The organism is Rhodoplanes sp. SY1 (assembly GCF_046000175.1).
Taxonomy (GTDB): Bacteria; Pseudomonadota; Alphaproteobacteria; order Rhizobiales; family Xanthobacteraceae; genus Rhodoplanes.
Map to the genome: position 1 here is coordinate 1 of NZ_JBEOMB010000179.1, position 16,952 is coordinate 16,952.

The following is a 16,952-nucleotide window of genomic DNA, read 5'->3' on the forward strand; positions in this document are numbered from 1 at the left end:
AAACGCGATAGCCCTGCGTATCCCATGGACACGATCAGGTCGACGACGAGCCTTTCGAAAAAGGCTGGAGAAAGGTCGTGGATGCGGTCCAGCAGTTGCGCACTGAGCGTTGCGCGGATCGCTTCCTCGGCCAAGTGCAGAGTGTCATCGGGGGTCGCCGAAGACAACGGCACGTCAGATACCTCTTCGGTCTCGACCGCGTCCGTGCTCTGACGGTCGGATTTCGGGGTTTGAAACTCGATGAATTCCGGAAATTGCCGCAGAACCGCAGCATCGATTCGCTCCGGATGGTCCGCGAGGAGTCGCATACCGCGGTCCGTGATTTGAAAGTGCGACCTGCGAGTTCTCCTGAGCGCACCAGCCTTGTCCAAATATGTCTTTGCCCAATGGACGCGATTTGCCAGTATCGTTTGCTTCCCGCTGGGGAGCAATTGACTGCGATCTTCGGCCGAAAGATCAAACTGATCGGCCAAGTGCTTTATGGCCTCGTTCATATTCTTTTCGTGACCGTCCGCTCCAAAGGAAAGCAGCGGGCGCATAAAGGATTGATAGTCCGGGACCGCCATCTCGCCCCTCAAAGTTACTTATTTGAATATGCTGGTGCGGACGGCGGGGCTCGAACCCGCACGGAGTTTCCCCCAGCGGATTTTAAGTCCGCTGCGTCTACCGGTTCCGCCACGTCCGCAGGCGCCGGCAATCTAGCAAGGTCGCGCTCGGGTGCAACGGTAGCGCGTGATGCGCTGCGAGGCCGCAGCACCCGGCCGGTGGAGAAGGCCGCGGGCGCGCAGTGGAAAAGGCCGGGAGATGCCGCCGCGCCGGGGTGAAGGCATCGTGTCCCGGGCGCGGCGCAGGGCGCCGTGACCCGGGACCCAGGGCGATCGCACGAGGCGCCTGCCCGGTGCCGGCCGTGCCGCCCGTGTCGCCTGTGTCGCCTACCCTGCGGTTCCGCCTGCCGGTCCGTGCCGCCTTCCCGTTGCGCCCCTGGGCCCCGGCTCTGCGGCGCACCGGGCCTGCGGCCCGATGCGCCTTGTCCGGGGCACGCGCCGAGAGCGTGGCAGCGCCATCGGCCCGTCCGGGGCACGCGGCCGAGGGCGTGGAGACGCCGTCGGCCCCTCAAGGCAAACGAGACGCGGGCGCCGAACGCGCCGCCCCGCCCCCTCCGTCATCCCCTCACTTCGTCTTGTCCTTGCCGGGCTTGTCCTTCTTCGCGGCCTCGTCGGACTCGGGGCCGGGCTCGGGCGTCTCGTCGGCCTCCGAGCCGTCGTCCTCGGCGTCCTCGTCGTCCTCCTCCTCGTCGAGGTCGTCGTCCTCGGACTCGTCCTCGTCGTCGTCGTCGTCGTCCTCGTCCGAGTCGTCGTCCTCCTCGTCGTCGAGGTCGTCGTCCTCGTCGTCGTCCTCGGGATCGCCCGCGGCGGCCGCGACCTTGGCGCCCTTGCCCGCGGCCTTGCCGCCGGTCTTGCCGCGCGCCGGCGTGTCGTCGTCCTCGTCGGCGTCGGGATCGAGCGCCTCGAGCTGCTCGAGCTCCTCCTCCAGCCGGTCCTTGGCCTCCAGCATGGCCTCCTGCATCCCGGCCATGAACTCCTCCGCCTCCTTCTTGTGGCGGCGGATGGCGCTCTCGAGGTCGGACTTGGTGCGGTCGAGCATCAGCTTGAGGCCGCCGACCGAGGGCTTCTCGGTGTCGAGCACATAGGCGACCTTGCGCATCTCCAGCGCGAGGTCGTTGAGGAGCGCCGCCATGATGTCGTCGGGAACGTCGTTCTCGTCGATGTAGTCGTAGACGAAGCCGCGCAGCGCCTCGTAGTGCCGCTCGAGCTCCTCCTCGATGCCGTCCTCGTCGTCGAAGTCGTCGTCCTGCGGGCCGCTCATGTCAGTTCCTCTCGGCTCACGCGCCGCCGGCGATCGGCGGCTGGAAGGCGAGGCCGGTGTCCCACGGAAAGAAGATCCAGGTGTCCTGCGACACCTCGGTGATGAACGTGTCGACCAGCGGACGCCCCATGGGCTTGGCGTACACGGTGGCGAAATGCGCCTTCGGGAGCAAGTCGCGCACCACCCGGGCGGTCTTGCCCGTATCGACGAGGTCGTCGACGATCAGCACCTTGCCGCCGTCGCCGCGGCCGAGCGCGACGATCGCGTCGGTGACGCCCTTGAGGATCTGCAGGTTGCCCTGCTGGGTGTCGGGCACTCCGGCGGCGCCGCCGTAGCTCGCCACGCAGATCGTCTCGATCACCCGGATGCCGAGCTCGCGGGCGACGATCGCGGCCGGCACCAGGCCGCCGCGCGTCACCGTGACGAGGGCGTCGAACGGCCCCGCCCCGGCCAGTCGCCAGGTCAGCGCCCGGCAGTCGCGGTGGAACATGTCCCAGGACACCGGGAAGTGCTTTTCGGGGGAAGCGGCCGCGGCCATGTCGTCTCTCCGGAACAGAAAGCACGCGGGCCGCGGGCGGCGTCGCGTGCGTCGTTAGGTTTTCGGGGCACGGCCCGCGCGGGATCACCCGCGCGGACCCGCCCGGTGACTCAGTGCCGCGGCAACGCGAGCGCCGCCCGCACCGCGATCAGCATCGCCTCGACGGCCGCCTTGGCGGCGGCGAGCTTCTGCGGATCGCGGCCGCGCACCACCAGGTTGGTGTTGGGGCGGCCGTCCTCGTCGGCGAACGGGTAGCTGCCGATCATCACGTCGGGATGCTGCTTGGCGACCTGCCCGAGCTCGGTGCCGATGTCGCCCTCGCGCAGGTCCGCCCGCACCGTCTCCGACAGGAGCTTCACGCCGGTCGCGAGCTTGGGCGCGACCGCGTCGAGCATCGCCTGCATGACGCTCGGGATGCCGGCCATGACGATGACGTTGCCGATCCAGAAGCCGGGCGCCTTCGACACCGGGTTGTCGACCAGGTCGGCGCCGCGCGGGATGCGGGCCATGCGCAGCCGTGCCGCGTTCAGCCCGTCGCGGCCGACCCGCTCGGCGATCAGGTCGACGGCGCGCTGGTCGACGTCGAGCGGCACGCCGAAGGCCTTCGCCACCGCATCGGCCGTGATGTCGTCGTGGGTCGGGCCGATGCCGCCGGTGGTGAAGACGTAAGTGTAGCGGCTGCGCAGCGCATTCAGGGCGGCGACGATCTCGGCCTCGACATCGGGAACGATGCGGACCTCCTCGAGATCGATGCCCATCGCGGTGAGATACTCGGCGATGTAGCCGATGTTCTTGTCCTTGGTCCGACCGGACAGGATCTCGTCGCCGATCACCAGGATGCCGGCCGTGACGAGATCGGCGGCGGAGCCCCCGGCGGCGGCGGAATCGAGCGTCTTTTCGTTCATTTCTGCAACTCCGGCGTCGCCGTCCTGTATCGCGCCCGGACCGGCCGCTCAAGCGTGGCAAACGCGGATCTCGGCCGCGTCCACCGCCATCCGCCCGGTATGAAGCCACCGCACGCCCAATTATTGGGCACCCGTCGGGACAGGCTCCTGCTATGCCTGTCGGGGGAGCGTGTCGGCACGGTGGTCGGGACGCAAAAGGGGAACTGTGGCTCGATGCTTGCATCGAGTCCGACCGAGGGGCGTCCGCCTCCGGTCGGATGCCGTCGGGGTCCAAACATGACGGATTGTTTCGACGAGATGAGAGGGGCGGACGGGGCGGTGCGCCCCGCCTATGCCGGTCTCGACGCCTGGCTCAAGGACCTGTCGCCGGACGTGCTCGACCAGCGGGCCCAGGAGGCGGAGCTCCTGTTCCGCCGCATCGGCATCACCTTCGCGGTCTATGGCGAGCAGGATTCGACCGAGCGGCTGATCCCGTTCGACGTCATCCCGCGCATCCTGTCGTCGTCGGAATGGACCCTGCTGCAGCGCGGCCTGACCCAGCGGGTCAAGGCCATCAATCTCTACCTCAAGGACATCTACGGCCGTCGCGAGATCCTGAAAGCCGGCATCATCCCGGAAGACCTGGTGTTCCAGAACCAGGTGTTCCGCCCGGAGATGAACGCCCAGAAGGTGCCTCACGACGTCTATGTCCACATCGCCGGCATCGACATCGTGCGGGTCGGGCCGGACACGTTCTACGTCCTCGAGGACAACGCCCGCACGCCCTCCGGCGTCTCCTACATGCTGGAGAACCGCGAGATCATGATGCGGCTGTTCCCGGATCTGTTCTCGCGCTACCGGGTGGCGCCGGTCGAGAACTATCCCGACGAGCTCCTGGCGACGCTGAAGTCGGTCGCCCCCGACACGGCGGCGGTCGAGCCGAACGTCGTGCTGCTGACGCCCGGCATCTACAACTCGGCCTATTTCGAGCACTCGTTCCTGGCCGACAAGCTCGGCATCGAGCTGGTCGAGGGGCGCGACCTGTTCGTCAAGGGCGGCGTCGTCTACATGCGCACGACCGAGGGGCCGAAGCGCGTCGACGTGATCTACCGGCGGGTCGACGACGACTTCATCGACCCCCTCACCTTCCGGCCCGATTCGACGCTCGGTGTCCCGGGGCTGATGTCGGCCTACCAGGCCGGCCAGGTGACGCTCGCCAACGCGGTCGGCACCGGCATCGCCGACGACAAGGCGATCTACAGCTACATGCCGGACATCGTGAAGTTCTACCTGTCGGAAGAGCCGATCCTGCAGAACGTTCCGACCTGGCGCTGCCGCGACCCGAAGCACCTCTCCCACGTTCTCGCCAATCTCGAGGAGCTGGTGGTCAAGGAGGTGCATGGCTCGGGCGGCTACGGCATGCTGATCGGGCCGACCGCCGACAAGGGCAAGATCGCCGCGTTCCGCACCCGGATCGAGGCCGACCCGAAGAACTACATCGCCCAGCCGACGCTGGCGCTCTCCACCTGCCCGACCTGGGTCGAGCGGGGGGTGGCGCCGCGCCACATCGATCTGCGCCCGTTCGTGCTGACCGGCAAGGACACGGTCCGCATCGTGCCGGGCGGGCTGACGCGCGTCGCGCTGCAGCGCGGCTCGCTGGTCGTCAATTCGAGCCAGGGGGGCGGCACCAAGGACACCTGGGTGCTGGACACGTAAGCCGCATGCTGTCGCGAACCGCCGACAACCTGTACTGGGTCGCCCGCTACATCGAGCGTGCCGACTACCTCGCCCGCATCCTCGAGGTGACGCTGCGCCTCACCGCGCTGCCGGTCGCCTATGTGGGCTCGACCAACGAATGGGAGTCGGCGGTCGCCACCGCCGGCTGCAGCCGCGCCTTCCACGCCGTGTATCGGGAGGCGACCGAGGAAAGCGTCAAGGAGTTCCTTGCCTTCTCGGCCGCCAACTCGAGCTCGATCCGCAACTGCATCGAGCTCGCCCGCACCAATGCGCGGGCGGTGCGCACCGCGCTGACCAGCGAGATGTGGGACACCATCAACGGCGCCTGGCTCGAGCTGAAGCGCTTCAACCACGGCCCCGCGTCGCGCGAGGAGTTCCTGCGCTTCCTGCGGGTCGTCCAGGAGACGTCGCTGCGCTTCGACGGGTCGGCCTACCGCACCATGCTGCGCACCGACGCCTACTGGTTCTTCCGGCTCGGCTGCAACATCGAGCGCGCCGACAACACGGCCCGCATCCTCGACACCAAGTATCACCTGCTGCTGCCCGAGGACACGCATGTGGGCGGGCCGCTCGACTACTACCAGTGGGCCGCGATCCTCCGCTCGGTCTCGGCGCTGACCTCGTACCACTGGGTCTACCGCGAGAGCCTGAAGCCCTGGCTGATCGCCGACCTGTTGATCCTCAACCAGAAGATGCCGCGGTCGCTCGCCAGCTGCTACGACAATCTGGTACGCTACTGCGACGCCATCGCCGAGGCCTACGGCCGGCAGGGCGCGGCGCAGCGCAAGGCGCGCGGCATCCGCACCCGCCTGTCCAACCTCAAGATGGACGAGATCTTCCAGAGCGGACTGCACGAATTCATCACCGTCTTCATCTCCGACAACAACGAGCTCGGCGGCACGATTTCACGACAATACCTGATGTGACACCCGACCCGTGACACTCGATCCGTGACACTCGATCCGTGGCACTAGATCCGTGACACTCGCCACGACACTCGACGTCACGTCTCCGCCGCCCGCGTCGACACCGGCTGATCCATGCGCATCCGCGTCTCCCACCTGACGACCTACCGCTACGACCAGCCCGCGAGCCGGGTGATCCAGACGTTGCGCATGACGCCGCGGCCGCACGACGGCCAGCACGTCGTGCGCTGGCGCATCGACGTCTCGGCCGATTGCCGCCTGACCACCCAGGAGGACGCCTTCGGCAACATCACCCACGCCTTCTCGGCCGACGTGCCGACCGACCAGCTCGAGGTGCTGGTCGAGGGCGAGGTGGAGACCCAGGACACCGACGGCATCGTGCGCGGCATCATCGAGCGGTTTCCGCCGAGCCTTTATCTGCGCGAGACCGACCTCACCCATGCGGATCCGGCGATCGTCGCCTTCGCGCGCGACGCCACGGCGGGCGAGGCGGGCGGGACGATCGGGACGCTGCACGCGCTCGTCCGCGCCGTCCACGCCGAGGTGACGTTCGACACCGACCCGACCCATCCGGCGACCACGGCGTCGGAGGCGTTCAGCCTTCGCCGCGGGGTCTGCCAGGATCTGTCGCACGTGTTCATCGCGGCGGCGCGCAGCCTCGGCGTCCCGTGCCGCTACGTCGGCGGCTACTACTGGCGCAGCGACGGCATCACGGCCCAGGAGGCCGGCCACGCCTGGGTCGAGGCGCATGTCGCCGATCTCGGCTGGGTGGCGTTCGATCCGGCGCATGCGATGTGCGCCACCGACGCCTATGTCCGGGTCGCGGTGGGGCTCGACTATCTCGGCGCCGCACCGGTGCGCGGCACCCGCTTCGGCGGTCGCGGCGAGACGCTCGCCGTCGCCGTCCATGTCGACCAGGCGTTCCAGCAGGTCCAGAGCTGAGGACAACGGCCCCTCGCCCCCGTGACGGCGGCGCGCGATCGTGCCTAGATGCGCGCCGGACCAGGAGGGCTGAATGCTGCGGGCCGAACAGCGCCGGGTGATGCACCACGGCCGCGACGCCCGGAGGCGCGCCTCCGGAGGGTTGGACGCGAGGGGGCTCGACGGAATGACCTACTGCTGTGGTATCTTGGTGCGCGACGGGATCGTGATGATCGCCGACACGCGCACCAATGCCGGCCTCGACAACATCTCGACCTTCCGCAAGCTGCACGTATTCTCCAATCCGGGCGAGCGCATCATGGCGGTCGCCTCGGCCGGCAACCTGTCGCTCACCCAATCGGTGCTGAGCCTGCTCAACGAGGGCCTGGAGAATCCGGAGACCGGCGAGCGCGAGACGCTGATGAACGCGCCGACCATGTTCCAGGCGGCGCAGCGCATCGGCCGCGCCATCCGCGCGCTCGCCCACACCGAAGGCCCGGCGCTCGAGGCGGCCGACGTGAAGTTCGACCTGTCGTTCCTGTTCGGCGGCCAGATCAAGGGCGAGCGGCTGCGCCTGTTCATGATGTACTCGGCCGGCAACTTCATCGAGTGCACGCGCGACACGCCCTATCTGCAGATCGGCGAGCACAAGTACGGCAAGCCGGTGCTCGACCGCGCCATCACGCACGACAGCGACCTCTACGACGCGCTCAAGGTCGGGCTGATCTCGTTCGACTCGACCATGCGCTCGAACCTGTCGGTCGGCATGCCGCTCGACACGCTGGTGGTGCGGCGCGACGCCTGCACGGCCGAGCTCTCCTACCGGATCGAGCCGGAGGAGCCCTACTTCCAGGATCTGCGCCGGCGCTGGTCGGCGGCGCTGCGCGCCGCCCATCTCGACATCCCCCGCCCGCCCTATCTGGACCGGTAGCGCCGGCGCGGGCGGCGGCGACCGTCCGCGTCACACCGGCCGGGTCAGCGCCTTGAGGGCCGCCGACACGTGGCGGCGGACGTTCAGCAGGCGACGCAGCGGATCGGCCGCACGCGCGAGCTCCGCGTCGCGGTTCTCGAAGGCGCCGGGACCGGTCCGCGGCGCGATGGTCGCGATCCGGCTCGGTGCCGCCGCGTGCGGCGCGAAGCTCACCGCGGCGAGATCGGCCGGCCCGACGTCGTTGCGCAACGCCAGGCCCGAGAGCTGGCGGCGCGCCGCCCAGCGCCCCGCCTCGGCCGGCGGCAGCTCGGGCTTCTGCAGCACCGCGACGGCGTCGTACCAGATGTTGCTGCGATAGACCGGGCGCCGCTGCACATTGGCGTCGACGACGGTCAGACCGCTCGCATGGGCGAGCGCCGGCAGGCCGTCGGGGTAGTAGCGGAAGCAGTCCTCGGGATAGCGATGCACGTGGCCGGCGCTCGGCGCAGCCAGGAAGGCGAGCCCGCGCGGGCGCAGCACCCGGGCGATCTCCTGCACGACCCGCCACGGATAGCGGGTGTGCTCGAGCACCTGGCTGCAGAGCACGACATCGTAGCTGTCGCTGTCGATCTCGCGCCAGTCGTAGCCGTCGGCGAGCACGATATCGACGTTCGGCCCCGCCGTGATGTCGGCGCCCCGATAGGTCCAGCCGCGTGCCTCGATGGCGGCGCGATGCGTGCCGGTCTCCGGTCCGCCGATCGCACAGCTTCCGACGTCCAGCACGGCCAGCGGACCACCCGTGCAGGCCTTCAGGTAGGCGTCGAGAAACACCTGGAACTTGTCCATCGCCGAATCGTGCATCGCGGCGTCGCTCCCCTGGTCTGCGACACAGCCCTACGTCGGCAGAAATAATTCAGCAACACCGGGACACATTTCGCGGCGAAGGCCGTGGGCCGTGGCGGTCGGTCGTCACTGGCCTGCGGCGCGTGCCCAGGGCTCTCCGCCGCGATAGCTTTGCGCCGGGAATGCGACTGCACGCGAGAGGAGCATCCGTCACGGTCGCACCGTTCGAACACTGTGTCGGAAAAACGGCCGATCACGTTTAAGATCACGGCCGTCGGCCCGATCCAGGGCGCGGACAATCCGCAAGCCGTTCAACGACAACCATTCCGAGACAACCAGACAAAGACGACGGAGGAGAGCCATGAGCACGGGGGCGACGCACGAGAGGATCGCGGTGGTGACGGGAGCCGGCACGGGAATCGGCCGCGCCGCCGCCCTCGCCCTGATGGCGTCGGGCTTCACGGTGGTGCTGGCCGGCCGCCGGCCCGAGATGCTCGAGGAGACCGCCCGGCTCGGGGCGGAGACCGGCGGCAAGAGCCTGTGCGTCCCCACCGACGTCTCCGAGCCGGCCCACATCGCGGCCCTGTTCGCGACGGTCCGCGACACCTACGGGCGACTTGACCTGCTGTTCAACAATGCCGGCGTCGGCGCGCCGGCCGTGCCGATCGAGGACCTGCCCTACGAGACCTGGAGGAAGGTGGTCGACACCAATCTCACCGGGCCGTTCCTGTGCATCCAGGAGGCGGTGCGGATCATGAAAGCGCAAACCCCGCGCGGCGGCCGCATCATCAACAACGGCTCGATCTCGGCCCACACGCCGCGGCCGCGCGCCGTCGCCTACACGTCGACCAAGCACGCCATCACCGGGCTCACCAAGCAGGTGGCGTTGGACGGGCGGCCGTTCGACATCTGCTGCGGCCAGATCGACATCGGCAACGCGGCGACGCCGCTGACCGAGCGGATGGCACAGGGCCAGGGCGTGCTGCAGCCGGACGGCGAGTCGATGGTCGAGGCCCGCATGGACGTCGCCCATGCGGGCCAAGCCGTCGCCTACATGGCGAGCCTGCCGCTCGACGCCAACGTGCTGTTCCTCACCGTGATGGCGAACCAGATGCCGTTCGTGGGGCGAGGCTGACGGGCCGTGGGCCGCTGCAACCCTGAGCGATGAAACGACGATCCCGGTGCTCGGCCTCGTGCCCCGGACAAGGCACAGCAGGCCGAAGGCCTGCTGTGCCGCAGAGCCGGGGCCCAGGGGCGCCACGACAGGCGCCACGACGGGCCGCACGACCCTGCAGCACGGCCAAGAGTTCGCCGCCCGCCTCACTCGATCGCCCCTGGGTCCCGGTTCGCGGCGCGTCGCGCCGCGCCCGGGACACGACGCATTCGCCGAGGCAGCGCAGCGGAGCAGCGCGTTTCTGGTGAACGGCCCGCGTCAGGCGGCGACGCCGGACGGCGGCGCTGCCGCGCCGGCGTCGCCGTCGATCTCGGTCACCACGCCGCCGAGCTCCTCGAAGGCCGCCGTCAGCGCCGCGACCTGGCCGTCGAGGTCGCGGGCGCGGCCGGCGCGGGCGTCCTCCTCCAGCCGGCCGGCGAGCGCGGCCAGACGGGCGAAGCCGAGCGACCCGGCGGCGCCCTTGAGGGTGTGGGCCTCCTGCTCGATGCCGGCGGCGCCGGCGACGGCGTGCGAATGCAGCCGTGCGAGTCTTTCACGCGAGTCGGTCAAGAAGGTCGCCAGCACCTGGCGGGCGCCGTCCGGCCCGATCTCCTCGCCGAGCCGTGAATAGGCGTCGCGGTCGAAGGCCGGCGGCTCGGGCGCGGGGTGCGACGGCACCTCTCGCGGCACGGCGCCAAGGGCCGCACCCGCAGCGGCCGCACCGGCGGTCGGACCGGACGCCGCACCGCCCGCGGCGCGATCGCGCTTGGCGAGGAAGCGGCGGATCGAGGTCTCGAGCCGGTCGCGGGTGATCGGCTTGCCGACGAAGTCGTCCATGCCGGCGGCCCGGCAGGTCTCGGCATCGTGCTTGAAGGCGTTGGCGGTGAGCGCGATCACGTGGACGGTGCCGGCCGGCGGCGGCAGGGCGCGGATCGCCCGCGTCGCCTGCAGGCCGTCCATGCCCGGCATCATCACGTCCATGAAGACGAGGTCGTAGGTGCCGGCCTGCACGGCGGCGACCGCCGCCGCACCGTCGGCCACCAGGTCGATCGCGAAGCCGAGCCCTTCGAGCAGCTTCTGGGCGACGAGCTGATTGGTCGGATTGTCCTCCGCCACCAGGATGCGCAGCGGGGTGGCGACGCCGAGGGCCGCTGGATCGCCGACCGGCTGAAGGTCGCTCGGCTCCGGCACGCCGGTGCCGCCCAGGATGGTGTCTCGCACCGCCTCGAAGGCGAGCGGCTTGTGGAGCATCGCGTCGAAGCCGCCGCACGGCGGCTGCGTCGCGGTGGCAGCCGCGAGAAGCACCAGCCGGGTCGCGGCCATGCACGGCTCGGCCCGCAGTGAGCTGACGATCTCGGCCGATGCGACCGAGTCGTCGATGACGATGCAGGTGAACGGGTTGGCCGTGACGGCCGAGTTCCAGGCCATCGAGACGCCGAGCTCGGGGGTGTTGGCGGCGCTGGCTTCGGCGCCGAGCAGCGCGAGCTGGCGCACCAGCGCGGTGCGCGACACCGGATTGCGATCGATGACGAGGATGCGCGGCGCATCGGCCGCCATGCCGCCGAGGAGCGGCGCCTCGGGGTCCTCCAGGTCGAGGTCGAGGCAGACCCGGAAGGTCGAGCCGTACCCGGCGGCGCTGTCGACCGTGATGGTGCCGCCCATGCGCTCGATCAGCCGCCGGCAGATGGCCAGCCCGAGGCCGGTGCCGCCGAAGCGGCGGGACACCGAGGTGTCGGCCTGATGGAACGCGGTGAACAGCCGCTCCATCGCCTCGGCCGGGATGCCGATGCCGGAGTCGACGATGTCGAAGGCGATGCCGACGCGGCGCGGCGTCTTCGAGGCCACCACTGAGACGTCGACCGTGACGCCGCCCATCTCGGTGAATTTGAGGCCGTTGGTGATCAGGTTGAGCAGCACCTGGCGGATGCGCGCGGGATCGCCGACCACGGTGCGCGGCAGATCGGGGGGCAGCACGACCGCGAGGGCGAGTCCCTTCTGGGCGGCGCGCGGCGCGACGCCCCGCACCGTGCCCTCGACCAGACGGGCGACGTCGAACGGCACCGCCTCGAGCTCCAGGCAACCGGCGTCGAGCTTGGAGAAGTCGAGCACGTCGTCGACGATGTGCAGAAGGTGCTCGGCGGAATCGCGCAGCGTGACGGCGAAGCGCGCCTGCTCGCCCTCGAGGCCGCTGTCGATCAGCAGGCCCGACATACCGATGACGCCGTTCAGCGGCGTTCGTATCTCGTGGCTCATCACGGCGATGAAGTCGGAGCGGGTGCGGGCCGCCGCCTCGGCCGCCGCGGTCGCGCGCTGCAGACCGCGCTGATAGCGCTGCAGCAGGACGACGACACCGACGATGATCAGCGTGAGAACGGCGGCGGCGACCAGGTAGCCGATGCGATTGCGCTCGGCCGCGGCGAAGACCTCCTCGTCGGCGAGGCCGACCAGAACGACGAGCGGCAGATCCTTGATGCCACGATAGCCGTAGGTGCGGGACACGGCGTCGACCGGGCTGCGCACCTGATAATGGCCGACCGGGGCTCGCAGCACGGTCGTGAAGAACGGGCTGCCGGTGAGCTTGAGGCCGATCACCGGCTCGCCGCTGCCGACCCGGATGCGGATCACGCCGTCGGTGCCGACCAGCGAGATGACGCCTTTGCGGCCGAGGTCGATCGAGTCGTAGAAGCGCGACAGATAGGCCGGATCCATCGACACCACGGCGACGCCGCGCAGGCTGCCGTCCGGCGCCGCGATGCGCCGCGAGAGGTTGATGGTCCACTTGTTGCTCACGCGGCCGAACACCGGCTCGCTGATGAACAGCACGTCCTCGCCGCCGGACAGATGGACCCGGACATGGGCGCGGTCGGAGAGATCGACCCGGGTGCGGCCCTCCGGATCGAGGTTGCTCATCAGGAAGCGGCCGGTGCGGTCGACGATCGAGACCTGGAACGTGAAGCCGTTTGCCGCCTCGCTGGCGCGCGACCAGGGCCGGACGTCGAACCCGGCCGGGTCGCGGGCATAGAGCTCGCGCACGAACAGGAGCGTCTGGTCGGCGGCGCGGATCGAGCGGACGATGTGCTCCTCGAAGGCGCGGGCCAGGTTGGCGGTGGTCTGCCGCGCCTCCTGTTCGGCGGCCCGGCGCTCCTCGCGGATGCCGTAGAGAGCGGCGGCCCAGGTCGCGGCGATGCAGACCAGGCCCAGCAGCACCAGCCCGTGACGGCCGAGGCGACCGAGCCGCAGGCTCGCCGGCGTGAAACGTCCGAGCGACGCGCGCAGACCCGCGGTGGGACCGGACGAGCCCTCGAACAGTCGCTTCGTGTCGGAGGACATCTCGGATTCTGCCGGGTCCATTTCCCTGCCGCGCAGCGGTTCACCCCCGAGCTTCTTCGGGGGCGTCGTCGGGCCGACGATGCCGCGCCGGCCGGCACGGAACCGTTAACGGCGCGCCAGCGGCGGGCGCTTTATTTTCCGAAGATTGACGAGCCGTTGCCGCGATCGAACGAAATATCGCCCGATCGGGCGAGGCACGCCGGACGCCTCGCCCGCCCGGTGGATGACGGCCGAAATCGCCCGGCGCACGGTGGAGCGCGGCCGCCGCCGCGCGGCGCGCAGGGCGTGGCCGGCTCAGTCGAGCCGGATCACCGTCACGCGCGCCCCCGCCGCGACGGCGGCGAGCGCCTTCACGTCGTCGTCGGCGCGGGCGAACAGGTTGCACGGAGCGGCGAGCCGGGTCTCGCCGTCCTGGCTGATCGGGGTGCGGCCGAAGCCGATGACGACGGCCGGGCCGTCCGGCCAGTAGGCGATCTCGCCCGGGGTGACGACGGCGCGTGCCTCCGCCTCGCGGGGCGAGCGCACCGGCACCTCGAAATAGACCTCGTCGCCCCAGGTGAGCACCGAGGCCGTGAACGGCAGCGCCTCCAGCACGGCCGCGGCGGTCGGGCTGTCGTCGAGGAGCGTCGCGTCCAGGGTCAGCAATCCGAAGTCGAAGCGAATCCGAGCCATGGCGGGTCTCCGCTGGCGGCAATGGCGCAACCATAACACGCCGGAGCGCCCGCGTGTCCGCACACGAGTGCCGCGGCGGACTATCGCCGGCAGCGGTCGCGCGCGGTATCGAGTTGACGCTCGCGCGCATGATTCCTGCATGAACCGCTCAGCTTGGACCGTGCCGCCGCCAAAGCCCCCTTCGGAGCCGCCCCGTGCCCTTCCTGCCGCAGCTTCAATCGGCCTTCGGGCTCCTCGCCCTCCTCGGCCTCGCCTTCGCGATCAGCGAGGACCGCGGCGCCGTGCGGCCCCGCACCGTGGCGCTGGCGCTCGCCCTGACAGTCGCCCTGGCGCTTCTGCTCCTGAAGGTGCCGGGCGTGACGGCGGCCTTCTCGGGGATCGCGGCGGCGGTCGACGCCGTCGCGGCCGCGACCCGGGCCGGCACCGGCTTCGTGTTCGGCTATCTGGGCGGCGGCGCCCTGCCCTTCGATCCGAAGATCCCCGGCAGCGAGTTCGTGCTCGCCTTCCAGGCGCTGCCGATCGTGCTGGTGGTCAGCGCGCTCACCACGCTGCTGTTCCACTGGGGGGTCCTGCAGCCGATCGTGCGCGGCTTCTCGCTGGTGCTGGAGCGGACGCTCGGCATCGGCGGCGCCGTCGGGCTCTCGACCGCCGCCAACATCTTCGTCGGCATGGTCGAGGCGCCGCTGTTCATCCGGCCCTATCTCGCCGGGCTGACGCGCGGCGAGCTGTTCATGGTGATGACCGGCGGCATGGCCGGCATCGCCGGCACCGTGTTCGTGCTCTACGCGACGCTGCTGCGCGACGTGGTGCCGGACGTCGCCGGCCACCTCGCCGTCGCCTCGATCCTCGGCGCGCCCGCCGCCATCCTGGTGTCGCACCTGATGGTGCCGGACCGGGCCGGCGCCACCACGGCGGCGCCTTCCGTAGCCCCCGCGAAGATCGCGAACAGCACCATGGACGCGATCGTGCGCGGCACCACGGTCGGGCTCGAGCTGCTCCTCAACATCGTCGCCATGATCATCGTGCTGGTCGCGCTGGTGCATCTCGCCAACGCGATCCTCGGCCTGCTGCCCGACGTGATGGGCGCGCCGCTGACGCTGCAGCGCGGCCTCGGTCTCGTGATGGCGCCGGTGTGCTGGCTCATCGGCATCCCGTGGGACCAGGCGGTGACGGCCGGCGGGCTGATGGGCATCAAGACCGTGCTCAACGAGCTGATCGCCTATGTGGAGCTGTCGAAGCTGCCGGCCGACGCGCTCGATCCGCGCTCGCGCCTGATCCTCACCTACGCGATGTGCGGCTTCGCCAATTTCGGCAGCCTCGGCATCATGATCGGCGGCCTCGCCGCGATGGCCCCCGAGCGCCGCGACGAAATCGTGTCGCTGGGGCCGAAGTCGATCGTGTCGGGAACGCTCTCCACCTGCGTGATCGGGGCGACGGTGGGGACGATGGTGTGAGGCAAGGCTCGCAACCCTGCCTGTCCTTGCCGCGACGATCGCGGTATAGTGCCGGTATGACCAAGCTACTCGATCGGGCCGTTGCTGCTGCTCGCACTTTGCCGCCTGAGCTTCAGGACGACATCGCGCGCGTGGTTCTCAGCCTCGCGGGCGACGACACGACAGTCCAACTGTCGCCGGAGGAGCAAGGAGCCATCGCACGCTCCAAGGCCGCGGCGGCGGACAGCGCATTCGCGACCGACGACCAGGTGCGCGACCTGTGGAACAAGCACGGCCTCTGAGGCTCCGCTACACGCTGCCGGCGCTCGCCGACCTCGCGGCGATTTCTATCATTCGCCTCGCGGCGCTTGGCAAATGTACGGGGTAATTTTCCAATGGCGCGCCTCCGGCCCGCGCCATATTCTGTCGTACTCCCATTCTGTTGAATTTACTTACCCGAGTCCCTGATGCCAAACTCACCGTCAGACAAATTCATCATGATTGCCGTGATCGCTTTGGTGGCATGGAACTCTATAGGCCTACCGCTATTCTATTCGAATTCTCCCGTCACGCACGAGTCTTTGCCGGGCTGCGTCAGCGTTATTATCGGCATTTGTTTTGTCAAAACCAGCGGAGACGCGGCGATATTCGGCTTTGCCGAATTTGTACAAGCATTTGCCCTTTTAATTCTTGTTTATACTATATCCGATTCACGTTACCGTTTCCGAATTGAATCCGCCCCACTCCCTATATTCAAGATGACATTTTGGACATCTATCGTTATCGGTGCAGGCACTTTGGTTTCTGATCTATGGTTTGGGCAGAACTACCCGGCACCTTGGTTTTTAGCAAGTCAAGTGTATTGGAATTTTGCTTTTGGATGCCTATTTATGATAATGGTATTTACTTGGATTTGGTTTGCATTCTTTCAACCTCCGACATTTGGTAGTCGGAATGCTACCCGCTTCTTGCGTACACTTTACACATCTATCCTACAAGGATCAGAACACGAACTTCCTATGTTCGCTGCAGAACTAGGCAGGTCAGCGAGATCTATAATCGAAAATGCCACTGAAATGTCGAATGAAATGGATGGCGGGTATGAAGAAGTGAGTCCGACAGAAATTTCCGATTCCGCAAACAACATACTATTGCTAATCGGCAACAAGAAATTTTGCCGACACGTTGTCGCGTCATCGCCAGCAACCGCTATTGAGCTCTTCCACTCTATGTCTGAAATAAAAAAGTACCAACTACCAATAGGCCAGTTCGCATCAAATCTCACAACAGAAGCGCTATTAAATAAAGATTCGATATTGTTCCACGAAGATGACGGATACTGCGCTGGCTATCTTGGGTACACTCGTCCTTTCACGAATACCATCTTCGGAGACTTCATATTAGTTGAAACGCTTGCAAGCAGCCGGAAACTCCCCCTTAGATATTGATCTTGCGGTCCGCTGGAGTATGGACGCACAGCAATTAAAGGCCTACTCTCGCGCCGCTTTGACAACCTTTGTTGCGGCCGTGGATCGCAATCCTTCTTTTAGCCTTTCTTACTCAATGAACCGCGCCTTTAGCATTTTATCGGCCTCGATCCACGACATTCATCGATTGAATGAGATAAACACCATTAGGGCATCCGAGAGCCAAGATATCCAAGAACGCTTACGAGTGTTGGTAGGCTTTGTGAACGACGCCGTAAAGATCCCAGGGGAATCGCGTTTGAAGTAGCGCGG

15 protein-coding genes and 1 tRNA gene are annotated in these 16,952 nt (G+C 68.0%); 8 read left to right on the forward strand and 8 right to left on the reverse strand.

Annotated features, from left to right (window positions below):
• The 5 genes from ABTU92_RS27525 to ABTU92_RS27545 form a co-directional block, all read right to left on the reverse strand.
• A partial coding sequence (locus ABTU92_RS27525; RefSeq protein ID WP_408094777.1) for a winged helix-turn-helix domain-containing protein occupies positions 1-566 on the reverse strand: 566 nt, incomplete at its 3' end.
• Between the two features lie 32 nt (positions 567-598).
• Positions 599-685, reverse strand: a tRNA-Leu gene (locus tag ABTU92_RS27530).
• 485 nt (positions 686-1,170) lie between these two features.
• A complete protein-coding gene (locus ABTU92_RS27535; protein WP_408094778.1) occupies positions 1,171-1,866 on the reverse strand; it encodes a hypothetical protein in 696 nt (231 codons plus the stop codon).
• Between the two features lie 16 nt (positions 1,867-1,882).
• The gene (gpt, locus tag ABTU92_RS27540; protein ID WP_111358388.1) at positions 1,883-2,404 is read right to left on the reverse strand and encodes a xanthine phosphoribosyltransferase; all 522 of its coding nucleotides are present in this window, start codon (positions 2,402-2,404) and stop codon (positions 1,883-1,885) included.
• 110 nt (positions 2,405-2,514) lie between these two features.
• The gene (locus tag ABTU92_RS27545; RefSeq protein WP_408094779.1) at positions 2,515-3,309 is read right to left on the reverse strand and encodes a competence/damage-inducible protein A; all 795 of its coding nucleotides are present in this window, start codon (positions 3,307-3,309) and stop codon (positions 2,515-2,517) included.
• Between the two features lie 276 nt (positions 3,310-3,585).
• On the opposite strand from ABTU92_RS27545, the gene ABTU92_RS27550 reads away from it, so the two are divergent.
• From ABTU92_RS27550 to ABTU92_RS27565, 4 genes are all read left to right on the forward strand, one after another.
• Positions 3,586-5,004, forward strand: coding sequence for a circularly permuted type 2 ATP-grasp protein (locus ABTU92_RS27550; RefSeq protein ID WP_408094780.1), 1,419 nt, complete (start codon positions 3,586-3,588; stop codon positions 5,002-5,004).
• Between the two features lie 5 nt (positions 5,005-5,009).
• Positions 5,010-5,951, forward strand: a complete 942-nt coding sequence (locus tag ABTU92_RS27555; RefSeq protein ID WP_408094781.1) for an alpha-E domain-containing protein — start codon at positions 5,010-5,012, stop codon at positions 5,949-5,951.
• Between the two features lie 114 nt (positions 5,952-6,065).
• A complete protein-coding gene (locus ABTU92_RS27560; protein ID WP_408094782.1) occupies positions 6,066-6,893 on the forward strand; it encodes a transglutaminase N-terminal domain-containing protein in 828 nt (275 codons plus the stop codon).
• Positions 6,894-7,059: 166 nt separating this feature from the next.
• On the forward strand, positions 7,060-7,803 hold the full coding sequence (locus tag ABTU92_RS27565) for a peptidase (protein ID WP_408094789.1): 744 nt from the start codon (positions 7,060-7,062) through the stop codon (positions 7,801-7,803).
• Between the two features lie 30 nt (positions 7,804-7,833).
• On the opposite strand, the gene ABTU92_RS27570 is transcribed toward ABTU92_RS27565, so the two are convergent.
• Positions 7,834-8,628 carry a class I SAM-dependent methyltransferase gene (locus ABTU92_RS27570; protein ID WP_408094783.1) on the reverse strand — a complete coding sequence of 265 codons (795 nt, stop codon included), beginning with the start codon at positions 8,626-8,628 and terminating at the stop codon, positions 7,834-7,836.
• A gap of 358 nt (positions 8,629-8,986) precedes the next feature.
• Between ABTU92_RS27570 and ABTU92_RS27575 the strand changes: the two genes are divergently transcribed.
• A complete protein-coding gene (locus tag ABTU92_RS27575) occupies positions 8,987-9,760 on the forward strand; it encodes an SDR family oxidoreductase (RefSeq protein ID WP_408094784.1) in 774 nt (257 codons plus the stop codon).
• A gap of 297 nt (positions 9,761-10,057) precedes the next feature.
• Here ABTU92_RS27575 and ABTU92_RS27580 read toward each other — a convergent pair whose 3' ends face one another.
• Both ABTU92_RS27580 and ABTU92_RS27585 read right to left on the reverse strand, forming a co-directional pair.
• Positions 10,058-13,108: an ATP-binding protein gene (locus tag ABTU92_RS27580; RefSeq protein ID WP_408094785.1), complete on the reverse strand. Its 3,051-nt coding sequence runs from the start codon at positions 13,106-13,108 to the stop codon at positions 10,058-10,060.
• A 294-nt stretch (positions 13,109-13,402) separates the two neighbouring features.
• On the reverse strand, positions 13,403-13,780 hold the full coding sequence (locus ABTU92_RS27585; protein ID WP_408094786.1) for a cyclophilin-like fold protein: 378 nt from the start codon (positions 13,778-13,780) through the stop codon (positions 13,403-13,405).
• A gap of 203 nt (positions 13,781-13,983) precedes the next feature.
• Between ABTU92_RS27585 and ABTU92_RS27590 the strand changes: the two genes are divergently transcribed.
• From ABTU92_RS27590 to ABTU92_RS27600, 3 genes are all read left to right on the forward strand, one after another.
• Entirely contained in the window at positions 13,984-15,234 is a 1,251-nt protein-coding gene (locus tag ABTU92_RS27590) for a NupC/NupG family nucleoside CNT transporter (RefSeq protein WP_408094790.1), read from the forward strand.
• Positions 15,235-15,290: 56 nt separating this feature from the next.
• Positions 15,291-15,515, forward strand: coding sequence for a hypothetical protein (locus ABTU92_RS27595; RefSeq protein WP_408094787.1), 225 nt, complete (start codon positions 15,291-15,293; stop codon positions 15,513-15,515).
• A 195-nt stretch (positions 15,516-15,710) separates the two neighbouring features.
• On the forward strand, positions 15,711-16,661 hold the full coding sequence (locus ABTU92_RS27600; protein WP_408094788.1) for a hypothetical protein: 951 nt from the start codon (positions 15,711-15,713) through the stop codon (positions 16,659-16,661).
• The last annotated feature ends 291 nt before the right edge of the window (positions 16,662-16,952 follow it).

Coding starts and splice junctions, on each gene's coding strand:
- ABTU92_RS27585 (WP_408094786.1), bottom strand. CDS start 13,780: ATGGCTCGGATTCGCTTCGACTTCGGATTGCTGACCCTGGACGCGACG.
- ABTU92_RS27570 (WP_408094783.1), bottom strand. CDS start 8,628: ATGGACAAGTTCCAGGTGTTTCTCGACGCCTACCTGAAGGCCTGCACG.
- ABTU92_RS27565 (WP_408094789.1), top strand. CDS start 7,060: ATGACCTACTGCTGTGGTATCTTGGTGCGCGACGGGATCGTGATGATC.
- ABTU92_RS27600 (WP_408094788.1), top strand. CDS start 15,711: ATGATTGCCGTGATCGCTTTGGTGGCATGGAACTCTATAGGCCTACCG.
- gpt (WP_111358388.1), bottom strand. CDS start 2,404: ATGGCCGCGGCCGCTTCCCCCGAAAAGCACTTCCCGGTGTCCTGGGAC.
- ABTU92_RS27580 (WP_408094785.1), bottom strand. CDS start 13,108: ATGTCCTCCGACACGAAGCGACTGTTCGAGGGCTCGTCCGGTCCCACC.
- ABTU92_RS27555 (WP_408094781.1), top strand. CDS start 5,010: ATGCTGTCGCGAACCGCCGACAACCTGTACTGGGTCGCCCGCTACATC.
- ABTU92_RS27575 (WP_408094784.1), top strand. CDS start 8,987: ATGAGCACGGGGGCGACGCACGAGAGGATCGCGGTGGTGACGGGAGCC.
- ABTU92_RS27550 (WP_408094780.1), top strand. CDS start 3,586: ATGACGGATTGTTTCGACGAGATGAGAGGGGCGGACGGGGCGGTGCGC.
- ABTU92_RS27535 (WP_408094778.1), bottom strand. CDS start 1,866: ATGAGCGGCCCGCAGGACGACGACTTCGACGACGAGGACGGCATCGAG.
- ABTU92_RS27560 (WP_408094782.1), top strand. CDS start 6,066: ATGCGCATCCGCGTCTCCCACCTGACGACCTACCGCTACGACCAGCCC.
- ABTU92_RS27595 (WP_408094787.1), top strand. CDS start 15,291: ATGACCAAGCTACTCGATCGGGCCGTTGCTGCTGCTCGCACTTTGCCG.
- ABTU92_RS27545 (WP_408094779.1), bottom strand. CDS start 3,309: ATGAACGAAAAGACGCTCGATTCCGCCGCCGCCGGGGGCTCCGCCGCC.